Annotated in this window: 26 protein-coding genes; 7 read left to right on the top strand and 19 right to left on the bottom strand. The window is 61.5% G+C overall.

Features of this window, described 5'->3' with window-relative positions; translation table 11 throughout:
- Nucleotides 1-19 precede the first annotated feature (19 nt).
- Nucleotides 20-1,279, bottom strand: a complete 1,260-nt coding sequence (locus HU144_RS12805; protein ID WP_235351641.1) for an aminotransferase class I/II-fold pyridoxal phosphate-dependent enzyme — start codon at nucleotides 1,277-1,279, stop codon at nucleotides 20-22.
- A 150-nt stretch (nucleotides 1,280-1,429) separates the two neighbouring features.
- Between HU144_RS12805 and HU144_RS12800 the strand changes: the two genes are divergently transcribed.
- Nucleotides 1,430-2,182, top strand: coding sequence for a class I SAM-dependent methyltransferase (locus HU144_RS12800; protein ID WP_235351640.1), 753 nt, complete (start codon nucleotides 1,430-1,432; stop codon nucleotides 2,180-2,182).
- Nucleotides 2,183-2,242: 60 nt separating this feature from the next.
- On the opposite strand, the gene HU144_RS12795 is transcribed toward HU144_RS12800, so the two are convergent.
- Nucleotides 2,243-2,707 (bottom strand): Hsp20/alpha crystallin family protein, encoded by a 465-nt coding sequence (locus HU144_RS12795; protein WP_235351639.1) that lies wholly within the window; start codon nucleotides 2,705-2,707, stop codon nucleotides 2,243-2,245.
- An 83-nt stretch (nucleotides 2,708-2,790) separates the two neighbouring features.
- On the opposite strand from HU144_RS12795, the gene HU144_RS12790 reads away from it, so the two are divergent.
- On the top strand, nucleotides 2,791-3,726 hold the full coding sequence (locus HU144_RS12790) for an AEC family transporter (RefSeq protein ID WP_235351638.1): 936 nt from the start codon (nucleotides 2,791-2,793) through the stop codon (nucleotides 3,724-3,726).
- 132 nt (nucleotides 3,727-3,858) lie between these two features.
- On the opposite strand, the gene HU144_RS12785 is transcribed toward HU144_RS12790, so the two are convergent.
- On the bottom strand, nucleotides 3,859-4,374 hold the full coding sequence (locus tag HU144_RS12785) for a ferritin (protein ID WP_198396160.1): 516 nt from the start codon (nucleotides 4,372-4,374) through the stop codon (nucleotides 3,859-3,861).
- Nucleotides 4,375-4,572: 198 nt separating this feature from the next.
- Here HU144_RS12785 and HU144_RS12780 point away from each other — a divergent pair, with 198 nt between their 5' ends.
- Nucleotides 4,573-4,854, top strand: a complete 282-nt coding sequence (locus HU144_RS12780; protein ID WP_235351637.1) for a 4a-hydroxytetrahydrobiopterin dehydratase — start codon at nucleotides 4,573-4,575, stop codon at nucleotides 4,852-4,854.
- On the opposite strand, the gene HU144_RS12775 is transcribed toward HU144_RS12780, so the two are convergent.
- The 4 genes from HU144_RS12775 to HU144_RS12760 form a co-directional block, all read right to left on the bottom strand.
- Nucleotides 4,830-6,278, bottom strand: a complete 1,449-nt coding sequence (locus tag HU144_RS12775; protein WP_235351636.1) for an amidase — start codon at nucleotides 6,276-6,278, stop codon at nucleotides 4,830-4,832. The genes HU144_RS12780 and HU144_RS12775 overlap by 25 nt on opposite strands.
- Before the next feature lie 4 nt (nucleotides 6,279-6,282).
- Nucleotides 6,283-7,515 (bottom strand): amidohydrolase, encoded by a 1,233-nt coding sequence (locus tag HU144_RS12770; protein WP_235351635.1) that lies wholly within the window; start codon nucleotides 7,513-7,515, stop codon nucleotides 6,283-6,285.
- A gap of 65 nt (nucleotides 7,516-7,580) precedes the next feature.
- A complete protein-coding gene (locus HU144_RS12765) occupies nucleotides 7,581-8,315 on the bottom strand; it encodes a hypothetical protein (protein WP_235351634.1) in 735 nt (244 codons plus the stop codon).
- Between the two features lie 10 nt (nucleotides 8,316-8,325).
- Entirely contained in the window at nucleotides 8,326-9,072 is a 747-nt protein-coding gene (locus HU144_RS12760; RefSeq protein WP_235351633.1) for a DUF5058 family protein, read from the bottom strand.
- 223 nt (nucleotides 9,073-9,295) lie between these two features.
- On the opposite strand from HU144_RS12760, the gene HU144_RS12755 reads away from it, so the two are divergent.
- Nucleotides 9,296-9,862 carry a maleylpyruvate isomerase N-terminal domain-containing protein gene (locus HU144_RS12755; protein WP_235351632.1) on the top strand — a complete coding sequence of 189 codons (567 nt, stop codon included), beginning with the start codon at nucleotides 9,296-9,298 and terminating at the stop codon, nucleotides 9,860-9,862.
- Nucleotides 9,863-9,921: 59 nt separating this feature from the next.
- Here the strand turns inward: HU144_RS12755 and HU144_RS12750 are convergent, their stop codons facing one another.
- The 9 genes from HU144_RS12750 to HU144_RS12710 form a co-directional block, all read right to left on the bottom strand.
- Nucleotides 9,922-10,413: a hotdog fold domain-containing protein gene (locus tag HU144_RS12750; protein WP_235351631.1), complete on the bottom strand. Its 492-nt coding sequence runs from the start codon at nucleotides 10,411-10,413 to the stop codon at nucleotides 9,922-9,924.
- A gap of 152 nt (nucleotides 10,414-10,565) precedes the next feature.
- The gene (locus HU144_RS12745) at nucleotides 10,566-11,885 is read right to left on the bottom strand and encodes an MFS transporter (RefSeq protein WP_096158732.1); all 1,320 of its coding nucleotides are present in this window, start codon (nucleotides 11,883-11,885) and stop codon (nucleotides 10,566-10,568) included.
- A gap of 594 nt (nucleotides 11,886-12,479) precedes the next feature.
- Complete coding sequence (locus tag HU144_RS12740; RefSeq protein ID WP_235351630.1) at nucleotides 12,480-12,935, bottom strand: transglycosylase family protein; 456 nt, start codon at nucleotides 12,933-12,935, stop codon at nucleotides 12,480-12,482.
- 176 nt (nucleotides 12,936-13,111) lie between these two features.
- A complete protein-coding gene (locus tag HU144_RS12735) occupies nucleotides 13,112-15,499 on the bottom strand; it encodes an ATP-binding cassette domain-containing protein (protein WP_235351629.1) in 2,388 nt (795 codons plus the stop codon).
- Between the two features lie 5 nt (nucleotides 15,500-15,504).
- Nucleotides 15,505-15,924 carry a VOC family protein gene (locus HU144_RS12730; protein ID WP_235351628.1) on the bottom strand — a complete coding sequence of 140 codons (420 nt, stop codon included), beginning with the start codon at nucleotides 15,922-15,924 and terminating at the stop codon, nucleotides 15,505-15,507.
- A gap of 1 nt (nucleotide 15,925) precedes the next feature.
- Nucleotides 15,926-16,369, bottom strand: coding sequence for a helix-turn-helix transcriptional regulator (locus HU144_RS12725; RefSeq protein WP_235351627.1), 444 nt, complete (start codon nucleotides 16,367-16,369; stop codon nucleotides 15,926-15,928).
- Nucleotides 16,366-17,910: an APC family permease gene (locus tag HU144_RS12720; RefSeq protein ID WP_235351626.1), complete on the bottom strand. Its 1,545-nt coding sequence runs from the start codon at nucleotides 17,908-17,910 to the stop codon at nucleotides 16,366-16,368. The genes HU144_RS12725 and HU144_RS12720 overlap by 4 nt, the downstream gene beginning before the upstream one ends.
- A 24-nt stretch (nucleotides 17,911-17,934) precedes the next feature.
- The gene (locus HU144_RS12715) at nucleotides 17,935-19,287 is read right to left on the bottom strand and encodes a flavin monoamine oxidase family protein (protein WP_235351625.1); all 1,353 of its coding nucleotides are present in this window, start codon (nucleotides 19,285-19,287) and stop codon (nucleotides 17,935-17,937) included.
- Between the two features lie 102 nt (nucleotides 19,288-19,389).
- On the bottom strand, nucleotides 19,390-20,361 hold the full coding sequence (locus tag HU144_RS12710) for an SDR family oxidoreductase (protein ID WP_235351624.1): 972 nt from the start codon (nucleotides 20,359-20,361) through the stop codon (nucleotides 19,390-19,392).
- 64 nt (nucleotides 20,362-20,425) lie between these two features.
- On the opposite strand from HU144_RS12710, the gene HU144_RS12705 reads away from it, so the two are divergent.
- Nucleotides 20,426-21,382 carry a helix-turn-helix transcriptional regulator gene (locus HU144_RS12705; RefSeq protein WP_235351623.1) on the top strand — a complete coding sequence of 319 codons (957 nt, stop codon included), beginning with the start codon at nucleotides 20,426-20,428 and terminating at the stop codon, nucleotides 21,380-21,382.
- A gap of 16 nt (nucleotides 21,383-21,398) precedes the next feature.
- Here HU144_RS12705 and HU144_RS19445 read toward each other — a convergent pair whose 3' ends face one another.
- Both HU144_RS19445 and HU144_RS12695 read right to left on the bottom strand, forming a co-directional pair.
- A complete protein-coding gene (locus HU144_RS19445) occupies nucleotides 21,399-22,235 on the bottom strand; it encodes a septal ring lytic transglycosylase RlpA family protein (protein WP_235351622.1) in 837 nt (278 codons plus the stop codon).
- Nucleotides 22,236-22,410: 175 nt separating this feature from the next.
- Nucleotides 22,411-22,734, bottom strand: a complete 324-nt coding sequence (locus HU144_RS12695; RefSeq protein WP_235351621.1) for a hypothetical protein — start codon at nucleotides 22,732-22,734, stop codon at nucleotides 22,411-22,413.
- A 55-nt stretch (nucleotides 22,735-22,789) separates the two neighbouring features.
- On the opposite strand from HU144_RS12695, the gene HU144_RS12690 reads away from it, so the two are divergent.
- A complete protein-coding gene (locus HU144_RS12690) occupies nucleotides 22,790-23,533 on the top strand; it encodes a glycerophosphodiester phosphodiesterase family protein (protein WP_235351620.1) in 744 nt (247 codons plus the stop codon).
- A 77-nt stretch (nucleotides 23,534-23,610) separates the two neighbouring features.
- Nucleotides 23,611-23,952 (top strand): RNA polymerase-binding protein RbpA, encoded by a 342-nt coding sequence (locus HU144_RS12685; protein ID WP_143921669.1) that lies wholly within the window; start codon nucleotides 23,611-23,613, stop codon nucleotides 23,950-23,952.
- Between the two features lie 99 nt (nucleotides 23,953-24,051).
- Here HU144_RS12685 and HU144_RS12680 read toward each other — a convergent pair whose 3' ends face one another.
- On the bottom strand, nucleotides 24,052-24,834 hold the full coding sequence (locus HU144_RS12680) for a polyprenol monophosphomannose synthase (RefSeq protein ID WP_235351619.1): 783 nt from the start codon (nucleotides 24,832-24,834) through the stop codon (nucleotides 24,052-24,054).
- Between the last annotated feature and the right edge of the window lie 214 nt (nucleotides 24,835-25,048).

The raw sequence follows: 25,048 nt of genomic DNA, 5'->3' as shown, positions 1-25,048 counted from the left end.
AAATCGCGAGCCGGAGGCTTCAGCCGGCGAGGAGCTTCTCATAGCTGGCGAGCTTCACACAGGCCACGAGGCCCTGCGCGGCCAGTTCGACGTCTTCGACTGTCGGCATGGTCGGAGCGATGCGGATGACGTTGTTGTGTGGATCCAAACCATAGGGATGGGTGGCACCGGCCGGGGTCAGCTTGACCCCCGCCTCGGCGGCTAATTTGACGATCCGGTCCGCGGTGCCTTCCAGCGCCGTCAGGGTGATGAAGTAACCGCCGTCCGGTTCAGTCCACTGCGCCAGGTCCCTTCCGCCCAGTTCCCGTTCCAAGGTGTCCAGCACTGCATCGAACTTCGGCGCGATGATCTTCGCGTGCTGGCGCATGTGCTCCTCGACGCCCGCAGGATCGGAGAAGAAGCGCAGATGACGCAGCTGGTTGACCTTATCGGGACCGATCGAGATCTTCGAGAGATTCGCCCGGATCCAGTCACTCGTCTCCGGTCCCGCACCGAAGAAGGAGACACCGGCACCCGCATGGGTGATCTTCGACGTCGAGGCGAAGATCCACGGGCGTTCCGGGTGGCCGGCCTTGGCACAGATGTCGAGGATGTCGAGAACCTCGGGATGCTCGTCCCGGAGATGGTGGAGTCCGTATGCATTGTCCCACAGCAGCGTGAAGTCGGGTGCCGCTGCCGGCATCGCCGCGAGCTCTTTCGCTCGTTCTTCGGTGATTGTGATGCCTGTCGGGTTCGAGTACATGGGTACCAACCACATGCCCTTGACCGTCTCGTCCTCTGCCAGACGCTGGGCCTCGGCGACGACTGGACCTTCGGAGTCCATAGGAATGCTGAGGAGTTCGAAGCCCAGCGACTCGGCCAACGTGAAGTGGCGGTCGTAGCCGGGGACCGGGCAGATGAGCTTGTGAGGTCCCTGGCCCCAGGGTCGCGAGTCACCGACGGTGCCGTGCAGGAGAGCAAAGGTCAGGGCCTGGGCCATGAGGGTCAGTGAGGCGTTGCCGCCGGCCAGCAATTGGTTCGCAGGGACCTTGAGCAGCGGAGAGAAGAGTTCACGCAGCTCGACGATTCCGTCCAGACCGCCATAGTTGCGGGTATCGACTCCGCTGGGAGTCAAGACGTCATCAGGTGTCACGGCTGTCAGAAGGTCTGCCGCCAGGTCGAGTTGCGCGCTGGCCGGCTTGCCTCGGGTGATATCGAGTTTCAACCCGCGAGAAGCGAATTCCTCATAGGCGCCAGAAGCGCTCTCCAGCTCTGCCTGCAGCTCGGACGTGGGGGACATCGATGCTCCTTGTCACTGTTGTTTGACCGGTACAACCATCCTAGTCACTTCCTGGTCGAGGTGCGGGCCGGCACCGCGGGCGGAAGGGAAAAGACGACAAGTTAGAGTTGACCAGGATCGATCAACTTCACGAGTCAGGGTGGGCGAACTGTGAGACCACGTGCGCAAGCAGCTCATGGACGCAGCTTCGGCCAGCAGGCGGGCGTCTATGACGAAGTGCGTCCCCGGTATCCCGATGCCGCCATCAACCTGGTGAGCAGCGAGTGGAGCGATCTGGAGATCTGTGACCTGGGCGCGGGGACAGGCATTCTCAGCAGTGCGCTGCTCGACCGCGGTGCGAATGTCATCGCCATCGATCCCGACGAGGTGGCATTGGCCAACAATCCCGCACGAAGTCTCGTGGGCAGTGCAGAGGATACGGGTCTGCCTGACGCCTGTGTCGATATCGTCACGGTGGCACAGGCCTGGCACTGGTTCGACGAGGCGGCGGCTGCGGCGGAGATCGACCGAATCCTACGGCCCGGTGGGCATCTGATCATCCTCATCAATCAGCTCGATGTGCGTATCGATTGGGTGCTGCGTCTGAGTCGGATCATGCATGCCGGCGATGTGTACCGTCCCGCGTACCGTCCGAGCCCTGCAGGCTTCGACCTCCTCGACCATGCGCTGGTTGAGTTCACCACGCCGCTCCCGTTCGAGGGCATCGTCGACCTGGCTAGGACCCGTTCCTATTGGCTGCGTTCGAACCAGACGACGAGGTCACGGGTCGAGTCGAATCTGCATGAATACTTCTCCGTCGAACAGCCTTTCGACGGTGAGCTTGACCTGCCCTACATGTGTCTGGCCTATGTTCTCAGGTCTCACGGCCGAACCACAGCGAAACTCAGGACACAACAGCTCTGAACCTGAAGAAGCGGGCCGCACCGACTGGTGCGACCCGCTTTCAACGGTTGAGTCTGTCGATCAGGCGCCTGCCGGATCCTCATCCTGTGCGGGGGAGGTTTCGACGACCTCGGTGACTCTGGTCGGGTTGGAGTGTGAGACGTTGATCTTGCGTGGCCGAGCTTCCTCTGCCACGGGGATTGTCAGCGACAGCACGCCGTCCTGGTAGTCAGCCTGGATCCGGTCGAGTGCGACCCTGTTGCCGAGGGTGAGCTGACGGGCGTAGGTGCCGGTCGTGCGTTCCCGGGTCAGCCATTTCACATCCTTGTCCGCGACCTCAGACTGTCGCTGAGCGCGAACTGTCAGCGTGCGATCCTCGACGTCGACATCGATGCTGGACGGATCCACACCCGGCATGTCGATACGAGCGACGAAGACCTCTCCATCGCGGTAGAGATCCATGGGAAGCGAAGTGGAATTCGGGGTGCGAGTCACTTCCGAGAAGAATCGATCGAGGTCACGGATGGGGTCAAAACGTGTAGCCATGAGCTTCCTTTCACTAGGTCGTTACATTGAGTCAAACACACTCAACTTTGAAATGATTCCCATCTCATGAAATTCTCAGTCTCGTGAGTCTCGTGCCGGTTCTTCTCGCCCTTGTTCCCGTCGCTGTCTTGATCATCGGCGGCAGCGGACTCAAACGACTCCCAGGTTTCACGAATTCAGAATTCTGGTCAGGAGCGGAGAAACTCGCGTACTACGTCTTGCTGCCCGTGCTGCTGTTCTCCTCGGTCGCCGAGGTCAGCGTCGCCCATGTTCCGCTCTGGCGGCTGACGGCAGGCCTCGTCGCTCCGACAGTGCTCGTGTCGATCCTCATCATTGTGCTGCGCCGGTTCGTGGCTCGTGACCTGCCGTCCTTCACCTCGGTGCTGCAGGGTGGGATTCGCTTCAACACGTATATCGGACTTTCGATATCGGCGAGTCTGTTCGGGGCTGAAGGCAGTGCCCTGGCTGCCATCGTCGCGGCCGTCCTCGTACCCACGGTGAATATCATATCCAGTCTCGGATTCGAGTTTCTGCGTACCGGCCCCAGCTCCGCTGTCGGGATCCTCCGCGTCGTCGTGACGAATCCGCTGGTCATCGGGTGCGCGGCCGGGGGACTGTTCAATCTCACCGGCGCACAAGTACCGGATGTCGTCGACTCGGTGCTGTCTCCGCTGGCGGCTGCGGCTCTGCCGATCGGACTGCTGTGCGTCGGCGCGGGTCTGCGGCGGTTCCCGTTGCGGGCGCATGTAGCCGCCATGGTCAATTCCACCGTGACCAAGCTCATCGTCTTACCTGCGCTGACCTTGCTCGCTCTGGTCCTGCTCGACGTTCCCACCACGCCTGCTCTGGTCGCCATGATCTTCCAGTCGATCGCCACGGCAAGTTCCGGTTATGTCATGGCCCGCCAGCTGGGTGGAAATGCTGAGCTGATGGCCGCACTCATAGCAGTGCAGACCGTTCTCATGCTTCTGACTCTTCCCTTTGTCCTGCTCGTCTCCCAAGCTGTGCTCGGAGCCTGAAGGCACCAACTTCGCACTCAGAGAGCTGAGAGCCACGAGAGCTGAGAGCGGCCGAACCCAAGTTGGGTCCGGCCGCTCTCAGTAGGTCCGACTGTGACCAGCGGTCACTCGTCAATGATCAGGATCTGTCGGTCACTCGCTGTCGGCCTTGATTTCAGGGTGACGTGATCCGAGCTCGGAATCGATCCGGAGCAGTCCGGATCCGCTGTCTGCAACATGGTCGAGGCGACCGATGATCTCCGAGATGGTCGATTCCTCTTCGACCTGTTCGTCGATGAACCAGTGCAGGAGCGGCAGGACGTCGAGGTCGCCTTCCGACTGCGCGGTACGGTACAGATTCCGGATCGACTCGGAGACCTTCTCCTCATGAGCCAAGGCTGCCTTGAAGTAGTCGATGGGCTGTGAGCCCGAGACCTTCGGAGCAGCGATGTCACCGATCTGGGGAGCGAAGTCGCGATCCTGGCAGTGCTGGATGAACTTCGCGGCGTGGACCTGCTCCTCTTCAGACTGCGCACGCATCCAGCGTGTCATTCCGGGGAGGTCGAGATCGTCAAGCTGGATGGACAGTTGCAGGTAGACCATCGACGCCTCGAGTTCGAGGGTGACCTGCTCGCCGAGGACCTTCTGCATAGCGGGGCTCAAGTGCATATGTTTCTCCTTCGCGATACGAGACGGATTCATTCCGTCCTCATGTTCCATAGCCTGACACCTTTTCTAGAATGGTTCCAGTGTGGGAAGGCTCGGCAAACAATGATGAGGCATGGCATACCTGACCCAGCAGATTCGGCGAGTCTGCCGATGCCGTGACTATGGACATGCAGCTCTGGCCGGTGCCAAGCTGGATCCATGCAGGATCGAATCGACGAACTCACGCAATGGCAATCAACCGACGACGCGCTCTATGCACGATTCCTGACGGGATCCTTCGTCAGCGGAGTCGCGTTCATCAACGCAATCGCCGACGCGGCGGAAGCCGCAGGCCACCACCCGGATGTGGACCTGCGGTTCCCACACGTGGACATCTCCCTGACCACCCACGATGCCGGGTCGATCACCGACAAGGACATCGATCTTGCTGCTGAGATCTCCCAGATCGCACAGGCTCAGGGCATCGGCGTCGAGAGCTGAGGGTGGCGACGATGGATCTGCGTCGCTGTTTCGAAGGCATGCGCCATGCGCAGCAGATCCACGTCAGCACCCGGCTTCGCGACGAGCTGGACGCCTACCGGCAGCCCTGAAGTCGAAAAGCCGGCAGGCACGGAGATCGCCGGGCACCCAGTGGCCGAGATGAGGCACAGGGCCCGCATCCAATCGAGATAGTTCTCGAGCCCGACCCCGTTGATCTCTGTGGGATATTCGATCGTCGCGTCGAATGGAAGCACTTGGCAGGTGGTGAGCACCAGGAGATCGTGCTCTCCGAAGAACCGCTCGATCTCTCCATGCAGACGGGCACGAGCACGGTCGGCGGAGACCACCTCGACGCCGGTGAGCTTGAGTCCCATCTCAATGTTCCAGACCACGGAGTCCTTGATCTGATCCGGATGCTTCTCGAGCAGAGGACCCCAGGAATGGACGAAATCCAGCGCACGACGGACGTTGAAGACCTCATCGGCATCGCCGAGGTTGGGGATCGTGTCGACGACGCCCGCCCCGAGTGAGGCGAACACGTCGGCTGTGCCTGCCACGATCTCGTGCACGTCACTCTCAACGGGAAGCAGCCCGTTCAGATCCGGGCTGAATCCGATCCTCACACCGCTGAGGTCGGGTTCGATATCGGCTCCCAGGCCGAACTCGGGCAGATCGAAGACGCTGCCCGGCTCGCCGATCGAACGAGGTCCACCGGGCTCTGGTCCGGCCGCCGCACTCATCGTCAGCGCCACATCGGAGACCGTGCGCGCCATGAAACCGCTCTGTGCCAGCCACGCGAACGGGTTGCCGGGAAGTGTGTGCGGGATTCGCCCATTCGAGGGGCGGAAACCCACGACATTGTTGAATGAGGCGGGGGAGCGCAGCGAGCCTCCCATGTCCGAGCCGTCTCCAGTGGCCTGGATGCCGGCGGCTAGGACTGCGCCGACTCCACCGGAGGAACCCGACGCAGATTTGGACGTGTCATAGGGGTTGACCGTGGTGCCGAAGACCGGGTTGAAGGTGTGGGAACCCGCCGCGAATTCGGGAACATTGGTCTTGCCCGTCGTGTTGACACCGGCAGCCTTGAGGCGAGAGATGATCAGCGAGTCCGAGTCCGGAACGCGATCAGCCATGATGGGCGAGCCCCAGGTGGTGCGCAGTCCCGCGGTGTCGTGTGTGTCCTTGTGCGTCATCGGCACTCCGTGCAGGGGCCCGATCGGCTCGCCCTTCGCCAACGCCTCGTCAGCCGCGCCGGCACGTGCCTGCGCGGCTTCGTCATCACGGGTGATAACCGCATTGATGGCCGGGTTGAGGGCATCGATGCGGGCCAGATGATCGTTGAGAGCCTCCCGGGCGGAGATCTCCTTCCTCGCGATCTTGGCCACCAGCTCACGCGTGGACAACCAGCGCAGTTCCTCGCTCACCGTCTCACTTCCCAACTGTGCTGAGAACGGCACTCAGGCCCGCACGAATGCCGGTCTCCAGAGTGGTTCCGACATCATCGGGGGCGAAGAATGGGGAGTGATTTCCTGCTGGTGGTTCGTCGCCGTCGAATTTGGCGGGGGAGTACCCTCCGAAGAACCAGTACACATATGGCACGTCGATGTCGTCGCCGAAGGCTCCGAAATCCTCGCTGCCTGTCACGGCCCGGTCCAGGTGCACCTGTTCCTCACCGAGTTCGGCTCCGAGCACGTCGAGGAACTGGTCAGTGGCTGCGGGGTCGTTGTAACAGCGCGGGAATCGGTACATCTCTTCGATGATCGGCTCGGGAGCTCCGGAGGCCTGAGCTTCTGCGACGATGATCCGTTCGACGCGGTTGAGGACGACCTCACGCACCTCCTCGTTGAAGGTCCGGATGTTGAGTTTGAATTCTGCGGAGTCGGGAATGATGTTCTCCTTCAGGCCGCCGTGGAAGGTGCCCACTGTGACCACAGCCATGTCGCGGCCTGAGATCTCTCGCGACACGATGGACTGCAGCCGAGTGATCATATAGGCGCCGAGGACGATCGGGTCGATTGAGCTCTCAGGCTGTGAGCCATGAGCTTGTTTGCCCCTGACTGTGACTTTGAGACAGTCGGACATCGCCATGGCGGTCTCCTTCGCCACGTAGATGTGTCCGGCCTTGCCGGGCCACACATGCTGTCCGTAGATGACCTCCGGTCTGACGATCGATTCCCAGAGACCATCGTCGAGCATTGCCCGCGCACCCTCGCCGGTCTCTTCGCCCGGTTGGAAGATCATGACCACGCTTCCTGACCACAGATCCTTGTGCTCGACGAGGTAGCGGGCCACATACAGTCCGACGGTGATGTGCGTGTCGTGGCCGCAGCCGTGCATGACCTTTGTGGTCGACCCGTCGGGAAGTGTTCCCTCCGCCGTCGATGCGTAGTCGTATCCGGTGTCTTCGGCGATCGGCAGTCCGTCGGTGTCGGCCCGGTAGGCCACGACAGGTCCTTCGCCGTTCTCGATGACGCTGACGATGCCGGTGCCGCCGAAGGTGTGGGTCTCAAGTCCCAGTGCTTCGAGCGTGGAACGAATGGTGGCGGCTGTCTGAGTCTCCTGCATGGACAGCTCAGGCGTGCGATGGAAGTCCTTGTAGTCGGCGACTGTCTGAGCGAGGTTGGCCGAAATGGCGTCCCTGAGGGAGGTATTGAGCGACATGATGTCCTTTCACGGTGGGTGTCTTCGATGATCTCAGGTATTCGGGCTGAGTGCTGAGGTGATCGTCAGTTGATCCCGACGTTGTCGCCGTCGCTCGGCCCCGTCTTGTCGGTCATGGTCTTGTTGCGTGTGAACCAAGTGATGGCGATCGTCACGATGACGACGATGGCAACATCGCCTGAGGCCAAGACCGGGACGAGCGGAATGAGGACGAGGATGACGAGAGCGGCCGCGCCCAAAGCGATGAGCGTGGATTTGACCTGTCTGAGTGAGGCGATGAGCTGGACCGTGACTCCGCCGAGGATGGCCGGCAGAATGTAGAGCTTGGCCACGAGCGTCACCGGCTCGGGGATGATCGAGACCAGCCAGGTGCCGAGGATTCCGACGAAGAGCACCATGGATGCCACGTGGATCAACGCTGCGCCGCAGATGGCCATGGTCGCGGCATATTCGCCCTTGCGTGTGCCTGGCTTCACTCCGATGGTGTCCTGGGCGACGATCGCCGACGGCAGCAGTTTGTTGGAGATGTTGCCGATCAGGAATGCCTGGTACATGCCGGCCGGCCCCAGGATCGGGAAGTAGGTCAGCGGCTCGACGATGTAGAAGACACCGTAGACGGCGAACACGGCGAGAAATCCCTTGAGGATCTCACCGAGGTTGACGTTCGCATCCGCAACGAACAGGAGGTAGAACGGCACCGAGGTGGCGATGAGGAACCCGATGAACAGCGTGAGAGAGCCCCACTTGGTCGTCGTCCGCTCGAAGGCCGCGTGTGAGGGTGACGTAATGATGTTCGACATGATGTTCTCCTCAGGCTTCGGGTGCGCCGAGACCGGCATAGTGGGCGAAGTAGGACGCAATCAGGCCCACAAGAAGTGAGATTCCAAGTCCCCATTCCTTGAGCCACGGCTGTTTCAAGGTCTTGGCGAGGAAGAGACAGATCGTCATCACCACGGCGGAGACGAGGATCGCGACGACGTGCGTCGGGGATTTCGGGAGTTCCCGGAACGTCAGCGCGGCGAAGGCCGCGAGCAGCGCCGCGCCGGGGATGATGGACATCAGTGCAGGATTGACCTTCTCCAGCTTGTGGGAGCTTCGTTTGAAGACCGGAGTCAGGATCAAGGTCGAGATCATCCACCCGGCCCCCGAGAGGCTCATCGCCATGAGTGCGACGATGAAGACGCCGCGGGTGAATGTCTCATCGCCGAGACTCGAGCCCATGGTGCCGGCTGCGATCGAGGCCGAGGCGACCTCCGTGGCCGCGGAGCCGATGAGACCGACGCGGACGACGACCGGGGGAGTGCCGAAGAGGGGCAGCAGGGCAATGGCGACGAGGACCACGGACAACGAGGGTCCGATCGCCGCAACTCCACCGGCTCTGAAAGCCGACTTGACCTCCTGCTGGCTCATGCCGGCCGACTCGGCGTTCTTCTTCACCGCATTCATATAGATGAGTGATTGGACGACGACGACACCCATGACTGCCAATGCCAGAATCCAGAGAACAGGGGCATTCGCGAGGCCGAGATAATCGGCCGATCCACTTGCCATCACCATAGCGGGGCTCCTCACTGCCTTGTCGGAGTTGCTCACAGCGACCGGTCCACGTCGTTGTGGTCCGCATCACTTGTGTCAGTAACGTATACCGAGATGCGCTCCGTTTGGTGATCTTCCATGCGACTTCCCGATTGGCGAGAATAGACTTCTCAATGCCGGCCATCAACGAATTCGATGAGTATCGTCGGAAATGAGGTCATCGGCGCTGAGAAAGGATCGAGCAATGGACGATCTGCTTGTGGACATCAATCTCGACCGGGCAGAGATCTGCTGGGAGACAGCGCTGAGAAGAGTCTCGGGTGCGAACCTTCATTCGACGAGTGGATGCCGTGAGTGGACCAACGAACAGTTGATCAATCACCTCATCGGCGGTGGGCTGCGCTATGAGAAGCTGCTCGCCCAATGCTCACCTGCCGAGGTGGAGGCCACACGGGGGCAGAACCACCTCGGCGATGATCGCTTGGAAGCGTTCTGGTCACAAGAACGAGCATTCCGACGTCTCGTGGGGGAGTGCGACCTCGGGGCTCAGGTATCTCACCGCATCGGACGGATAACGGGGCACCAGTTGGTGCGAATGCGGATCCTCGAACTGGCTCTCCATGCTGCCGACCTTTCGGCCGGCACCGGCGATAAGTGGCCCATCGATGATGAGCTCGCAGAGTACATCTCCACACATCTCGGCGAGCTCATTGCTGACTTGGGTTCTGCAGGGGGATACGCTGCGCCCAGGCCGGAGCCGGGCGCCGGAGCCTCGCACGCGCAACGAGTTCTGAACGTCTCAGGCCGCTGACCGTCTCACGTCGCTGACCGGCACACTCTCCGACTCCAGCCTGCCGCGCCTTCTTCCATCTACCGCGCCTTCTTCTTGGAGACGTACATGGTGATCTCTGCAGAGACGAACACATTCCCGTCAGCATCCAGGACGTCGACCGGCACGATCAGATCCATCTTCTCGTCGCCGAACTCGGGGATGGTGTCGAGCCGGGCGATCGAGGTGACGCCCGTGGTGGCCTTGTCCTTGTATTCGACGGTCATGCCGGCGGGAATCCAACGATGCGTGGGCGGTACCGTTGCCTCGGTCATGATGCCACCGGCGATCTCTGCCATGTTGCATGAGGCGATTGCGTGATAGGTGCCGAGGTGGTTGTGGACGCCGCGACGGTTCGGCGCACTCACACGGCACAGTCCCGGGCGCAGCTCCTGGATCCGCGGATGAACGGTGCGGAAGTAGGGGACTTTGAAGCACATGGCCTGAGTGAAGAGCCACTTGCCGAATGGCAGCTTCTGCAGCTTCTGCCAGGCCTGGAGATTCTTTCCAAAATCTGCGGTGTCGACGGTCATGGAATCGTCCTTTCGGTCGTACGGGCCGTCGAATTCTGCGACATCGGGCCCGCCTCAAATGGTTCCCTAGTCATAGGCTAGGTTACTCCACAGTAACGGTCGGGGGCGTCACAGTTCCTCGGCAGCGGCTTTGATGTCGCTTGAGCAGAGTGTCACGATGCGTGACCATCGGTGCGTACGAGCAATTTGTCCCTCTCCGGGTCGGCGAAGATGAGCGTGATCATCGCACAGACGGCGGAGGCGACGCCCAGTGCCTGAAACGCGGTGGCGTAGCCGAGACCAGAAGTCGGCGCCGCATCGACGATGAGTCCGGTGACATAGGGCCCGACGAGTCCTCCCACGGCCATGAGCGCCAAGAAGATCCCCAGCGTTCCCGCTGTCTGTCGGGGTGGGCAGATCTCTGAGACCGCCGCATTGCACAGTGGCAGGACGACGACGCCGACGCCATACCCGATGGATACGATGGCAACTGCACCGGGGGAGTTCGAGATCGAGGGGAGGAAGCAGAGAATTCCACCGCCGAGTACCACGCAGACGGAAGGCGCGATGATTCGCACGAACCTGGACGACCAGCCTCTGGCCAGCAATTGATCAGAGAGCAGAGTTCCGCCGATGAGGCTGATCAGACCGGCGATCGACGGGATGGCCAACATGGAACCTGACTGGAGGCGACTGTAGCCGAGACCCACTTCGAAATACGACGGCAGCCACGTGAGGACCACGGTCACCAATGCGTAGACGCTGGCGACCAGCAGCGCACCGCTGATGAACGTCTTGGTCAGGAGAATCTTCCGCCAGGGGACTCGCGGTTCTTCACTCGGGTCGATTGCGTGCTTCGCGGCCTTAGCCGGAATGTAGGGGCCGACTTCCCAGTACCGCGTCCAGAAGAAGCACCACACGACACCGATGACAGCCATCGTGATCAGCGCACTGCGCCATCCGAACGTGACCGAGAGATAGGCGAGCAGCGGGGCCAGAGCAATCTTGGCGATGGAGGCGGCGCTGGCCAGCAGGGCTCCGGGGAAGCCGCGCTTCTGCGGGGTGTGCCATGAGTAGGTGGCTGTGTGGATGAGAGCAGAACTGGGCCCTTCGGCGAGTCCGAGGAGCATTCTGGACACAACTAGGACTGCGAACGTGGCCGAGAGCACCAACGGTAGCATCGCCAGGGCCCACACAAGAGACAGGACGATGAGAACAGTGCGCAGGGACAGCCATTTGTTCAGTGCTCCGGCGAAGAATCCACCGACGGTGAAGGCGAAGAAGAACAGGCTGCCCACGAGACCGATCTGAGCTGCACTGATGCCGAGTTCATCCTTGAGGGACTGAGCGATGATGCCGAATGCGGCTTTGTCCCCGTAGTTGACCACGTACAGAACGACGAGCAGCGCAGTCAGAGACCACGCCTTGCGTCGCGATTCGGTCCCAGGTGCAGCAGCTGCGGCCGGGGGAGAGGTGAGCTTGGATGAGACCATGATGCTTCCTTGCGTCGTGGTGACTATCGTGACAATCGGCCTTGGGCTTGTTGAGCCGATCACACACACAGTATTGAACGTTCGATAAAAATGTCAATCGACGCTTGAACGTTCCCGCCGGGTTCGACAACTCTGCGCACAGCAGGCCAAGGGCACATGGCTGACCAGCGACAACTTGGCGCTCACGGTCACCACGGCACTGTCAGCACACACGCGCTGCCGGCACTCGACTGGTACTGAAATGTCGGGGTCAAACGGAAGCCGCTTCAGTAGGAGTCGTCAGCAGACGATGCGGATCATTGAAGGCGCTCGCGCAGGACGCGAGGAGTAGTCGCGAACGAGCTTACTTAACATAATGTATATTATCGGCTTTACCCACACGCCTGCACCTAGCGGTCCCACAGCACACATAACAGCACACTCATCAGAGCCGCCGCACCCGCATCCAACATATCGATCCATCGGACATCAACCAGGCATCAATGACGGCCGCGGATGGCTCGTCTGCCATCCGCGGCCGTCATTGTGCTGAACTACTGAACGCGCGTCAGGCTGACCAAGTGTCAGCCAGTCGCGTTCGCCTCAGCTGTCGACTCAGCTGCCGCCGAGTCCAACCTTTCCGTCATCCTTGGATCCGCCGCCGTCATCTGCGGCGCCGTTGGCCTTCGTCAAGCCGGCCTCGTCACCGCAGACCGGCCATGCACCCGGACCCTGCTCCTTGAGGGTCTTCTGAGCAACGTCGATCTGCTCAGCCTTGCTGGCCTTGTGAGGCATGCCCTCACCGCCGAACGCGTTCCAGGTCTGCTCCGAGAACTGCAGGCCACCGTAGTAGCCATTACCGCTATTGATGTGCCAGTCACCGCCGGACTCGCACTCGGCGACCTTGTCCCAGACGCCGCCCGAGGACTGAGCCCCTGTGGAGGCCTGGGCCGGGCCGCTCATTCCCGTCAGTCCGGCGGCGGCAACCGCGCCGGCTCCTGCAACGAGGGCGACCTTGCGGAGGCTTGTGCTGTAGAGGTTCACTGTGTCATCTCCGTAATACGATTGCATTTCGGTTTTGTAACCCGGTCGTTACCGAGCCGTTATACACCGTAACGGATCTGACGCAAGGAGTGAACCGGAATCCACCCCTGAGCCCTCAGAATCGACGCACAGAAGCCACAACGCGAACTGAACGCGCTGCGACTATGGTCGGACTCCCCTGACTGAGTTCGACTCCCCCGTCGTCAGGCTGAAACACCTGAGACATAGGCCGCCAGATGCTGAGCGGTCAATGTCGTGTTCGGCCTTGAAGCAGAGGCGACGAGCTGTTCCGGAGTGCCTTCGAATACAACTCGGCCACCGTCGTGACCAGCACCGGGACCCAGATCGATCATCCAATCGGAGTGGGCCATGACCGCCTGATGGTGTTCGATGACGATGACCGTCTTCCCTGCATCTGCGAGACGATCCAGCATGTCCAGCAGGTTCTCCACATCGGCAAGATGCAGGCCCGTCGTCGGTTCGTCGAGGATGATGACAGGTGCAGAGTCCGCAGCTTTGCCTGAGAGATGCGTAGCCAGTTTGAGGCGCTGCCGCTCGCCACCTGACAGAGTCGTCAGCGGCTGACCCAGACTGATATAGCCGAGACCCACCTCGGCGAGGTGTCCGATGATCTTGCTGACAGCAGGGATTCGTGACTCCCCTGCGGCAAAGTAGCCGATCGCCGCAGTCACCGGCAGATCGAGCACCTCACGAATGTTCTTGCCAGCCAGAGTGTAGTCGAGGACTTCTGCCTGGAATCCCTTGCCCTCACACACATCACAGGGAGCCGACATTCCCGCCATCATTCCGAGGTCGGAGTAGATGATTCCGGCACCATTGCAGACCGGACAGGCCCCTTCCGAATTGGCACTGAACAGAGCGGGCTTGACGCCGTTGACCTTGGCGAAGGCCTTGCGGATCGGCTCGAACATGCCAGTGTAGGTGGCCGGGTTGCTGCGACGCGAGCCCTTGATCGCCGCCTGGTCGATCATGATCACACCGTCCCGGCGACGCAGTGATCCTGCAATGAGAGTGCTCTTGCCGGAACCGGCCACTCCCGTGATGGCGGTGATCACGCCCAGCGGCACATCGACATCGACGTCGCGCAGGTTGTGGGTCTTCGCTCCCCTGATCTCGAGATGCCCGGTGGGTTCGCGAGTTGTCTTCTTCACCTGGGATCGGTCGTTCAGGTGCCTGCCGGTGAGCGTGTCGCTGGCTGTGAGCTGATCGAGGCTGCCGATGAAGCAGATCTCTCCGCCGGCCGTTCCTGCCCCAGGTCCGAGATCGACGATGTGATCGGCGATTCTGATGGTCTCGGGCTTGTGTTCGACAACGAGGACGGTGTTGCCCTTGTCGCGCAATGCGATGAGCAGCCCGTTCATCGCGGCGATGTCGTGCGGGTGCAGTCCGATCGTCGGTTCGTCGAAGATATAGGTGACATCCGTCAGCGAGGATCCGAGGTGACGCACAAGCTTGATCCGTTGAGCCTCTCCCCCGGACAGCGAACCAGCCGAACGGTCTAAGGAGAGGTACCCGAGTCCGATGTCGACGAAGGCCTGCACATCTGCCGTCAGCGACCTCACAAGAGGGCCGACTCCCCCGTCGTCGATCTGTGTCAGCCAGTCGAGGAGGTCAGAGATCTGCAGAGCACACACGTCGGCGATGGAGAGGCCTGCCAGCGAAGATCCCCGAGCCGCGGGGTTCAGCCTCGTGCCGGCGCACTCGGGACACTGCGTGTATACGACCGCCCGGTCGACGAACTCCCGCACATGCTTCTGCATCGCGTCGCGGTCCTTGGACAGAAACGAACGCCTGATCCGCGGGATGAGACCGTCGAAGGTCATGTTCGTGCCGTTGATGACGATCTTCTCGCCCTCGGCATAGAGAAGATAGTGCCGTTCGTCCTCTGAATAGTCAGCGATCGCCTTGTCCGGGTCGAAATAGCCCGACTCGGAGTAGAACCGCACAGTCCACCCACCGGGTTTGTATCCCGGTATCGTGATCGCGCCCTCGTTGAGAGATTTCGACTCGTCGACCACCTCGGCGATGTCGATGTCTGTGGCTGTGCCCATTCCCTCGCAGTGCGGGCACATGCCGCCGTTGACGGTGAAGGTCCGCCGCTCGACCTGTTTGTCGGTGCCTTTGTCGATGGTCACGGCACCCTTGCCGCTGATCGAGGCCACATTGAACGAGTAGGCATTGGTCGTCCCGAGATTCGGCTGAGCCAACCGGGAGAACAGCGTTCTCAGCTTCGCATTGATGTCGCTGACCGTGCCCACGGTCGAGCGCGGATTGGCTCCGATGCGTTCCTGATCGACGATGATGGCGGTGGTCAGGCCGTCCAGCACATCCACTTCGGGTCGCGCCATCGCGGGCATGAACCCCTGGACGAAAGCACTGTAGGTCTCGTTGATCAGACGTTGGGATTCGGCGGCGATCGTCGAGAAGACCAAGGACGATTTGCCGGACCCGGAGACACCGGTGAAAACGGTGAGTCGTCGTTTGGGAATGTCGACGGAGATGTCCTTGAGATTGTTCTCACGAGCACCCTGGACACGAATCAGCTCATGGTTGTCGGGTTGATGCGGCATGCCGGTCAGCCGCGCTGCTGGACGCGGATCATGTTGCCGGCCGGGTCACGCAGTGCGAAATCCCGCAGACCATAGGGCTGGTCCATCGGCTCCTGCACGATGTCTGCTGCCCTGGCCTCCACCTCGGCGAAGACCTCATCGACGTTCGGGCTGGCCAACACGATGGCCGCATAGCTGCCCTTGGCCATGAGGGACTCAATGACCTCGCGTTCGGCATCGCTGATGGTCGGGTCGGTGATCGCGGGAGTGAGCACGATCGAGGTGTCAGGCTGGCCTTCGGGTCCGACTGTCAGCCACCGCATCTGTCCAGATCCGACATCGAGGCGGACCTCGAAGCCCAGAACGTCGCGGTAGAAGGTCAATGACGCCTCGGCATCGGTGTGGGGCAGGAAACTGGCGTTGATCGAGATATTCATGATCGTCATCCTAGTTCGGGTCGCCGGGCGGCACTTCTCGATTCCTGACGGGTCGAAGAACATTCTTGACGATGAACGTGGGCAAGTCGTGATCACCTTGGACGACCCCGGCACGATATCGAGACGGTGAGAGTCCGACGAGTTCGCTGAACCGGGTGCTGAAAGTGCCCAACGACGAGAATCCGACGGCAAAACAGATATCCGTGATCGACAGGTCACCGCGACGGATCAGCGCCATGGACCGTTCGATCCGACGCGTCATGAGATACGAATAGGGCGATTCACCGTACGCGGCTCTGAACTGGCGACTGAGGTGACCGGCCGACATGTGCACCCCGGCTGCGAGCTCCTCAACATTGAGGGGACGGTCGAACTCTCTGTCGATCCGGTCGCGCACGCGTCGCAGGACGACCAGCTGGTGCACAGGCACATGGCCATTGCTGAACGTGTTCACCCCTCGTGGACTCCCTGGGTCAGGGTCTCACCACGGAAGTAGCCGGGATGCCTGCGGGAGTGGATGATCATGATGACTACGCCCAGAAGCAGTACGCCGATGCCCAGCACGAAGACCAGTCCGATGCCGAAGACCGAGGATCCTGAGCCGTAGTCGGGGTCGAGAGAGTCGATCGCGGTGGTCACGAAGATCACCAGCAGGGTCACTCCCCCGACCAGGGGGAAGAGGAACCTGAAGAAGAAGTTCTTTGCCCCCGCAAACAGCGACCGGCGGAAGTACCAGATGCAGGCCAGACCGGTCACACCGTAGTAGAAGCAGACCATAAGGCCCAATGCCGTGATCGTGTCCCACAAGGCGTTTTCCGACAGCAGCCGCATGACGACGTAGAAGATGATCGCGGCCGCCGCCGAGGTGACAGTGGCCACCGATGGTGACTTGTACCTGGGTGAGATGTTGCCGTACCTCTTCGGCAGAGCACCGTAGTGGCCCATGGCCAGGATCGTGCGTGAGGGTGAGACCATCGTCGACTGCAGCGAGGCCAAGGAACTCGAGAGGACAGCGATCGAGATGAGGACCGCAAAGGGTCCCATCACTGGTCCGGCGAGGGCCGCGAAGATGGATTCCTGATTCTCCGGATTCCCTGCCCCCAATCCGTCTGTGCCGACTCCGGCGAAGGAGATGACGGCGACGGTGCAGGCAAGGTAGATGATGACGATGGCCACGATCGTGAGCATTGCTGCGCGGCCGGGAGTCTTCTGTGGGTCCTTCGCCTCTTCGTTCATGGTGATCACGGTGTCCCAGCCCCAGAAGAGGAAGATCGACAGGGACACCGCCGCCGCGACGGTCGAGAAGTCGCCGGCCTCGGCGGGGTTGAACCAGCCGAGTTCGACCGGTGTCGCGTCGAAGGCGGTGCCGTTGGACACGTGGACGAATGCCGCGATGACGAACCAGCCGAGGGCAAGGACTTGGAAGGCCACCAGCCAGACCTGAATCTTCTGGGTTGCTTCGACGCCCCGGTAGGAGATCCATGCGGCACCCGCAGTCAGGAGGACGGTGACGGGAATGTTGATCCACAGCACTCGTGTGAGATCGGCGATCCCGGGGTCGGAGATGATCTGAGCCAGCAGCAGAAACAGGAAGTCCACGGCCACTGCGGCCAAGTTCGAGAGTACGAGGACCGTGGCCGAGATCAGCCCCCACCCTCCCATCCAGCCGAGCCACGGCCCGAAGGCACGTGTCGCCCAGGTGAAGGTGGTGCCGGAATCGGGCATGGCAGTGTTGAGCTCGCGGTATCCGAAGACGACGAGCAGCATCGGAACGAAGCCGATCAGCAGAATCGCCGGAGTGTGGACTCCGACCTGCGAAATCGTCGGTCCAAGACCCGAGGTCAGTGTGTAGGCAGGAGCAATGCACGAGATGCCGATGATGGCACCGCCGATGGCGCCGACCTTGCCCGCGGACAGCCCCTTGGAGCTCAGGCCCGAGCCGGTGCCATCGGACGGGCTTCCGGGCGGGCTGGGAGATGGAGTTGCCGAGGTCATCAGCTCAACCTTTCAGGGGTGATTTCAGGTGCTCAGAATTTTTTCGGCAGTGTCCTGCCCGATTCTGACCGCACCGTCGACGTGCTGGTAACCGTGTGCTGCGATGTCCGAACTCGCGAAATGGATGGGGCCGACTGGATCGTTCTGGAACCGTCCCCACCGGTGCAGTCCCCCGAGGTCGTAGCTCGTGGCATAGGCGCCTCGAGTCCACTCCTCGGCCCCGAAGTCAGACAGGTAGAACACCTCGGGTTCCAGGGCCTGCGGGCCCAGGAAGTCGGCCAGTGATTCTAGGATGCGCTGCTTGCGGGTGTCCTCGTCGAGGGCGAACATGGCATCGGCATTGACGTCGGAGATGAATCCGACGAGCGTCCCCTGTTCTTCGCCGTGGTTGGTGTTGTCATAGACCTCCTGCACCAGCTGCCCGGCACCGAATCCGGTTCCGCACAGGCCGTCTTCTCGCCAGAACGGTGTCTGATAAGTGGCGTGGACCTTGATCACCAGGCCCATCGACTGGTGCTGGTGGAAGACCTGCTGGAGGCGCGGCAGATGCGGGGAGTAGCTGATGCGCGAGTACAGGTTCGGCGGGACAGCCACAACGGCACGGGCGGCCGACACGTTCATCGCATCGGTGCCGACTCTCACGGAGTCGTCGGTCCACTCGATTGTGCGAACGGGGCTGTCCAGGTGGACGACGCCTTCGCCGAGTTCGGCTGCCATCTGCTCGGAGACCGACTGCATTCCTCCCACGACACGGCGGTCGAGGATGAAGTGGTCATCCACGAGGTGAGTGAACGATCCCGCCGAGGCGGCCATGAGGATTGCCTGCAGTGCGGAGAATGCGGTGGCGGGCTTGGTCAGCATTCCCCCAGCGATGAACATGCCGATGTTCGCGCACGCGGTCTCATCGTCGGATTGATTCCGGAGCCAATGGTGGAAGGACACCGAATCGAGTTCGGCCGCGTCTTCGGCTTCCCACGGGGCGGTGGGTCCGATGCGGACGGCGAGCTCGTCCAACTTCGCGATCAGACGTTCCATCTCTGCTTGGGTGGACTCCCCCACCGGGAACATATCGCCGCTGTAGACGGTGCGTGTGCCATCGGGTGCGATGTAGACGCTGTCGCCCTCCCGGTAGCGCTGGTAGGTTTCCTTGCCCAGCTCAGTGACGAGCTGAAGCAGCGCCGTCTGGTCCGGTGAGATCCACTGGCCACCGATTTCGTACATCTGCCCGTCGATGTGATCGGTCCAGGTGCGACCGCCGACCCTGTCTCTTGCTTCGAGGACGAGAACGTCTTTGCCTGCAGCCTGCAGCGTCCTCGCCGCGCTCAGGCCGGTCGGACCGGCTCCGACGATGACCACATCGCATGTTCGATCCGACATTCCGCACTCCTTCGAAAGTTCCGCTTATGTGCTCACAGTAACCAGGGAACATCACCCTGCCAAGGCGGGTTCGGGATCGACTGCCACGGTGCGAAATCGGTTTCAGCGGTAGTCACGTGCGTCCGCGCCCGAGTCGGCCTCTTTGGCTGCCATGAACGCCCAAGAATCCGGCCGGGAACCATCGATATCGTCGATATCATAGAGATCGCCCAATTCGCAGCTGTTGAGGGTTCTCGTATTGAAACGGTGTCGGTCGGGATCGGATGCGAGTGCCACGAGCGTCCGTCCCAGGAATTGCGGAGTCTCCGATATCGCGAAATCTGCAGGCGGCACCTCACGTGCTGGGTCGAGGGAGTCCTCGAGCCACCTCTGTTCGGTCGTGGCGAAGAGATCGAGCATCATCTCCGATCTCAGCCAGCCGGGAGTGATCGCTGCGGCTGTGCACCCCGATTCCGCCAGTTCGTGGCCGAGCCCGAATGCCAGTCGGCTGACGCCGGTCTTCGTCAGATCGAGATAGATGCTCTCCCGGTAGTGCGAGGAATTGAACTCGTACGTTCCATCGGTGATCTCGATGTGCAGACCTCCGGGTCTGCGAGTGAGCAGTGGCAAGGCGGCGTGCGCCGTGTTCAGGTGCGTGAGCAGTCCTGCATTCACCAGCCGCATTCCGGAGTCGAAGTCGGTGTCCCAGAATTTTTCGCCCCAGGAGACATAGGCCTCTCCTCCGATGTCGTTGATCAGAATGTCGAGTCGTCCATGCTGCTCATCGATCGTCCGGACCACCTCGTCGATCATTGCCGGTTGCAGGTGATCGCAGACGATCGCCTCGGCGCGGCCGTCTTCTGCGCGTATCAGTTCGGCAGTGCCCTCGATGGTCTCGTTCCGGCCGTAGTCGGAGGGCCGAGTCGAGGTTGATCGTCCGGTGCAGTACACGAAGGCACCGGCTCGACCGAGCTCCCGAGCGATGGCGCGTCCGGCACCGCGTGTGGCGCCGGCGACGAGTGCCACTCGGTCGGGGAGTGACCGCTGGTTGAGAGGAGCGGACTGGGATGCGGTCGATTCGTTGTGAGAAGTCATGGTGACACCTTCTCGTGCAATCGCTGACACGCTATGTCAGTGTCCATGATTATTCTTGGTGGGTATGAAGGCAGCACGGTTGGTGTCGGAGATCGTCATCCTCAGCGAGCGGTCTGTGCCCATCACTGCTGCGTGTCTGGCGACTCGCCTCGAGGTCACGCAGCGCACTGTCTATCGCGACCTCGGTGATCTGTCTCGGATGGGAGTTCCCGTCGTGACGGAGTCCGGTCCGGGCGGTGGTATCAGTCTGCTCGGGTCCTGGACCTCTCCCCTGTCGGGGATGACCCGTGATGAGCTGGATTCCGTGCTCATCGGAGGTTTCGCTGCGGCTGATCTCGGGTACTCCGGGGAGCTGGCGACCGCTCGGGAGAAGATCCTCTCCGAGACAGATTCAGTCTTCTCATCGGATGTGCTCATCGACGGGCCAGATTGGTTCATGACACACGAGCGCCCGGATGAGCTTTCAGTCATCGTGGCGGCACTGCGTTCGCACCGGGGTCTGCGATTCGACTACGCAAACGGCAGGGATTGCCTGATTCGCACCGTCATACCATTGGGACTCGTCGTCAAGGCAGGGCGCTGGTATCTGGCCGCACAGACCCCTGGTGGCAGGCCACGGACCTACCGGGTCTCGCGCATCACTGAGATCAGACTGCACTACGTCTCAGTCTCACGCCCGCCGGGCTTCCACCTCGGCGACTACTGGGCGAGGTCTCAGATCGAATTCGACCGTTCGATCCGATCTGCGACGGTGAAACTGCGGGTACCCAACGACAGCCTCGGCGATCTGCGACGTGCGGTTCCCGGTCGAATCACGGACGAGGCGATCGAGGCCGCCTCGATGGCAGATGGTGCCTCCTCAGCAGAGGGAGCAATTGTCGTCGACCTGCCGATGGAGCCATTGGATGTCGCTGTATCGCAGCTGATCACCATTGGCGGGGTCGAGGTGATATCACCTCTGGATGTCCGTACGGCGCTGCGCGAGCAAGCACGTCGCACAGCTGTATGCAACGGCTCCTGAGGAATCAGAACGACGTTTACTGAACCTCGTACTTGCCGTTGATCTGCCCGGCTCCGACCCCGCCGACCGCTTCCATGGCCGCTTTGGACAGGTCGATGCAGCGACTGCCGTGATAGGGGCCACGGTCATTGATGCGCACCGTCACGGACTTTCCGTTGGCTGTGTTGGTGATCTTCACCTGCGAGCCGAACGGCAGTGACTTATGCGCTGCGGTCAGCTTGTTGGTATCGAATGGCTCGCCGCTGGCTGTCTTTCGACCATCGAATCCGTCGCCTCCGCCGTAGTACGACATCGGGCAGGTACCGGACTGACCTGCGGAGTCGCCGGACTTCGAGGGATCGTCGTTGGCATCGGGCGTCGGCTCCTTCGAGTCTGAGCCGCCGGTGGAGGCATCCTCGCTCGTCGAATCCTTGCTTGCCGAGTCCTTCGTTTCGGTGTCCTTGGTTGCGGACTCGGTCGGGGTCGGGCTCGGTGTCTCGATCTTGGACTCGAGAGTGATCGTGCCCGGCTTCTCCTTGGCCTGCTTCTTCGCTTTGGCCAGGGACTCGTCGGGGGACTGTGTCGCTTCGGCTGCCGCGACGACGGGGGCCTCAGCAACGACCTGCTGGCCACCGCTCGTGCTGTCGGGGACCATCGCCAAGCTGGAGGCCACGACTGCGGCGGTCGCCACCGTGGGAACGATGAATGCGGAGAGGACCGGGCGTGAACGCACCGATGCCAGTACTCCCCCTGCGGTGTTGCCAGCGCTATCGGCTTGTTGGGGCGAATGCCGTCCAGACTTCTTCTTAGGTGCCTTGAGCGCAGAGAAGAGCGAGCCCGTCGTTGTCGAACGGGGCGAAGAGTGTTTTCCCACAGTGAATCCTCGTAGTCATTGGCCGGTGTTTCGGCAACCGGAGACTCAATGATCGAGTGCACCTCAACACTGGCTCCAAGTTATCGGATCGTTACCTGAAGACAGTGTAGTTAAGAAACTGTTACAAAAGCAATACGGCACGCTCCATGAGCGTGCCATATTGATGGGTATCAGATCACTTCGACTTGCGCGTCACCAGTCTCCGCATGCCATCGGCGCCGGTGGTCACTGTTTCCTGTGCTTTGTCGAAAGCACGTTCGACCTTCCCACTGCGCACAGCATCGTCGATGGCATGGGAGACATTGCCCAGCGCCTTCTTCACGTTCGCCTCGGTCGTTTCAATGAGGCGGGAACCCGACGTCGCCTCGCGAGCGTTCCTCACACTGCTGCTGGCCGCACCGTAGGCTCTGGTGGCGGCCGAACGCGCCTTCTCGGTCGGTGTCCTCTTAGTGGAATCGATGACGTAATCAGGTTCGATCGGATCTTGTGTTCGGCTCATGTCTCCATAGTTGTCGACCCCGACTCCGAGGTCAACAGCAACATAGGATTGGACCATGAATTCTCAGGCAGAGATCATCGCCCACAGAGGCGGGAAGTGGCCCGGTATGAGTGAGAACACTCTTGAGGCATTCACCGCCGCCCATCGGGCAGGTGTGCGGTGGATGGAGACCGACGTCCACGCCTCGGCCGACGGCGTCCTGTTCGCAGCCCATGATGCCGACCTGGACCGCATTGCCGATCGTCCGCACCGCATCCACGACCTCACCGCCACCGAACTCGACTCCGTCGAACTCCTGGCCGGTGGTCATCTGCCCCGACTGTCTGCTCTCCTCGAGTCGATTCCGGAGGCGGCGTGGAACATCGATGTCAAGGCTGCACGCAGCATTGCGCCGATGGTTCGCTTCGTCCGCAGCCTCAACGCCGAAGGGAGAATCCGGCTTGCTTCATTCTCGTCTTCGACCCTGCGCCGCCTGCGACAGGCCCTGCCGGGGGTCCGAACCTCGGCGGGAGTCTTGGAATCCGCGCTGGTTGCGGCGGGAGGGCTGCCCGGTGTGGCCGAGTCCGGGCCCTGTCCCCTGCCGGTCGGCCTCGACTCGCTGCAGGTTCCGATGTCCTTCAAGGGCGTACCCGTCATCACCGAGGACTTCGTGTCCCGGGCTCACCGGTCGGGTCTGGCGGTTCATGTATGGACCATCAATGACCCGGCGTCGATGCGCGCCCTCCTCGACCTCGATGTCGATGGAATCGTCACCGACGACGTTCCGGCGGGGCTGCGCGAGCTCGCAGTTCGGACCTGAGTGCTGGGAATAGGCGCAGACGGTAGACTGTTCTTTCGTATGAGACGTCTGCAGTCGAGTCGGAAGGTGAGAGAGATATGAGCGAACGCAGTCTCCGCGGAACACAGTTGGGCTCACGCAGCCTGGAAACGGAAGAGGGCGTCGAACCAGCGCCTCGCCAAATGGTCGAATTCGAGTGCGAAGACGGAACCCGGTTCAAGGTTCCCTTCTCGATCGAGGCCGAAGTTCCCTCCACCTGGGATTCGGGCATCCACGGCGTCGGCACCCGTGTCGGCGTGAACGAGCCCGATGGCGAGCCGGGCAAGCATGTGCGCTCCCACTGGGACATGCTGCTCGAGCGCCGCTCCTTCGACGAACTTCAGGTTCTGCTCGATGAGCGACTTGCCGTTCGCCGCGGTGAGGTTCCTGCGCAGGCCTGAGGGCCTCTGCACTGAATCGCACGAGCACACCTGAGCAAAAAGGGCGGGGTGCAGGTCATCGGACCTGCACCCCGCCCTTCTTGACTGCCCGGAGCTGACTCAGCGCCCTCGGGAAGCCGAGCTGCGAGCAGCGAGTCGCTCGATGACGCCTCGAGCCTGTCGTCTGCGGCGGGTCAGACCCCAACCGGCCACTTTGGTGAATGCCTCGGAGATGATCGATCCGCTCATCTTCGATTCGCCCAGTTCGCGTTCGACGAAGACGATGGGAACCTCGGCCACACGGAATCCGGCCTCGACCGTGCGGTAGGTCATGTCGATCTGGAAGCAGTAGCCCTGAGACTGCACTCCGGAGAGATCGAGGCCCTCCAGTACCTGTCGCGAATACGCACGGAACCCTGCAGTCGCGTCCTTGACCCCGAGACCCATGACCGCATTGACGTAGATGTTGGCTCCGCGGGAGAGGAAGAAGCGGGAGCGGGGCCAGTCGACGATCGCCCCGCCCCGAACCCACCTCGAGCCGATGACGAGGTCGGCATGTCCCGCCTGGGCCACTGCCAAAAGCTGCCCGAGGTCCAGGGGACGGTGAGATCCGTCGGCGTCGAACTCGCAGATGATGTCGTAGTCGCGCTCCAGCGCCCATTCGAATCCTGCAATGTAGGCCATCCCCAGACCGGACTTCTCACTGCGGTGCAGAACATGCAGACGTGGATCGGTGCGCGCCTGCTCATCGACCCAGTCACCGGTGCCGTCGGGTGAGCCGTCGTCGACGACGAGAACGTCGACGTCGGGCTGATTCTCGAACAGACCGGCCAGTGTCACAGGAAGAGCGAGTCGTTCGTTGTAGGTCGGAATGACGACCAGAGTCTTAGAAACCACGGCCACAACGATACGCCGCGCCGGACGGAAAATATGAGCCGACACCCTCGCCTTCGGACCACGTTGGGAAACGAGTTATCTAATGACGAGAGTGCCGGCTCCATCCCAGCTGCTGTGGAATGTCAACAACGAATCTAGTGGCTGCCGTGATCTTTGCAAAATCGCTCTGACCTGGGCGTATGTTCAAATCTCCAGGTCAGACGCAAGACAGAATAATAAA

The sequence above is a fragment of the Brevibacterium sp. UCMA 11752 genome (assembly GCF_021532235.1).
Taxonomy (GTDB): Bacteria; Actinomycetota; Actinomycetes; order Actinomycetales; family Brevibacteriaceae; genus Brevibacterium; species Brevibacterium antiquum.
Note: the sequence above shows the minus strand (reverse complement) of the source record. Positions and strands in the feature narration are given on the sequence as shown.

Coding starts and splice junctions, on each gene's coding strand:
- HU144_RS12805 (WP_235351641.1), bottom strand. CDS start 1,279: ATGTCCCCCACGTCCGAGCTGCAGGCAGAGCTGGAGAGCGCTTCTGGC.
- HU144_RS12795 (WP_235351639.1), bottom strand. CDS start 2,707: ATGGCTACACGTTTTGACCCCATCCGTGACCTCGATCGATTCTTCTCG.
- HU144_RS12785 (WP_198396160.1), bottom strand. CDS start 4,374: ATGCACTTGAGCCCCGCTATGCAGAAGGTCCTCGGCGAGCAGGTCACC.
- HU144_RS12780 (WP_235351637.1), top strand. CDS start 4,573: ATGCAGGATCGAATCGACGAACTCACGCAATGGCAATCAACCGACGAC.
- HU144_RS12770 (WP_235351635.1), bottom strand. CDS start 7,515: ATGTCGCTCAATACCTCCCTCAGGGACGCCATTTCGGCCAACCTCGCT.
- HU144_RS12765 (WP_235351634.1), bottom strand. CDS start 8,315: ATGTCGAACATCATTACGTCACCCTCACACGCGGCCTTCGAGCGGACG.
- HU144_RS12760 (WP_235351633.1), bottom strand. CDS start 9,072: ATGGTGATGGCAAGTGGATCGGCCGATTATCTCGGCCTCGCGAATGCC.
- HU144_RS12755 (WP_235351632.1), top strand. CDS start 9,296: ATGGACGATCTGCTTGTGGACATCAATCTCGACCGGGCAGAGATCTGC.
- HU144_RS12750 (WP_235351631.1), bottom strand. CDS start 10,413: ATGACCGTCGACACCGCAGATTTTGGAAAGAATCTCCAGGCCTGGCAG.
- HU144_RS12745 (WP_096158732.1), bottom strand. CDS start 11,885: ATGGTCTCATCCAAGCTCACCTCTCCCCCGGCCGCAGCTGCTGCACCT.
- HU144_RS12740 (WP_235351630.1), bottom strand. CDS start 12,935: ATGCAATCGTATTACGGAGATGACACAGTGAACCTCTACAGCACAAGC.
- HU144_RS12735 (WP_235351629.1), bottom strand. CDS start 15,499: ATGCCGCATCAACCCGACAACCATGAGCTGATTCGTGTCCAGGGTGCT.
- HU144_RS12730 (WP_235351628.1), bottom strand. CDS start 15,924: ATGACGATCATGAATATCTCGATCAACGCCAGTTTCCTGCCCCACACC.
- HU144_RS12720 (WP_235351626.1), bottom strand. CDS start 17,910: ATGACCTCGGCAACTCCATCTCCCAGCCCGCCCGGAAGCCCGTCCGAT.
- HU144_RS12715 (WP_235351625.1), bottom strand. CDS start 19,287: ATGTCGGATCGAACATGCGATGTGGTCATCGTCGGAGCCGGTCCGACC.
- HU144_RS12710 (WP_235351624.1), bottom strand. CDS start 20,361: ATGACTTCTCACAACGAATCGACCGCATCCCAGTCCGCTCCTCTCAAC.
- HU144_RS12705 (WP_235351623.1), top strand. CDS start 20,426: ATGAAGGCAGCACGGTTGGTGTCGGAGATCGTCATCCTCAGCGAGCGG.
- HU144_RS12695 (WP_235351621.1), bottom strand. CDS start 22,734: ATGAGCCGAACACAAGATCCGATCGAACCTGATTACGTCATCGATTCC.
- HU144_RS12690 (WP_235351620.1), top strand. CDS start 22,790: ATGAATTCTCAGGCAGAGATCATCGCCCACAGAGGCGGGAAGTGGCCC.
- HU144_RS12685 (WP_143921669.1), top strand. CDS start 23,611: ATGAGCGAACGCAGTCTCCGCGGAACACAGTTGGGCTCACGCAGCCTG.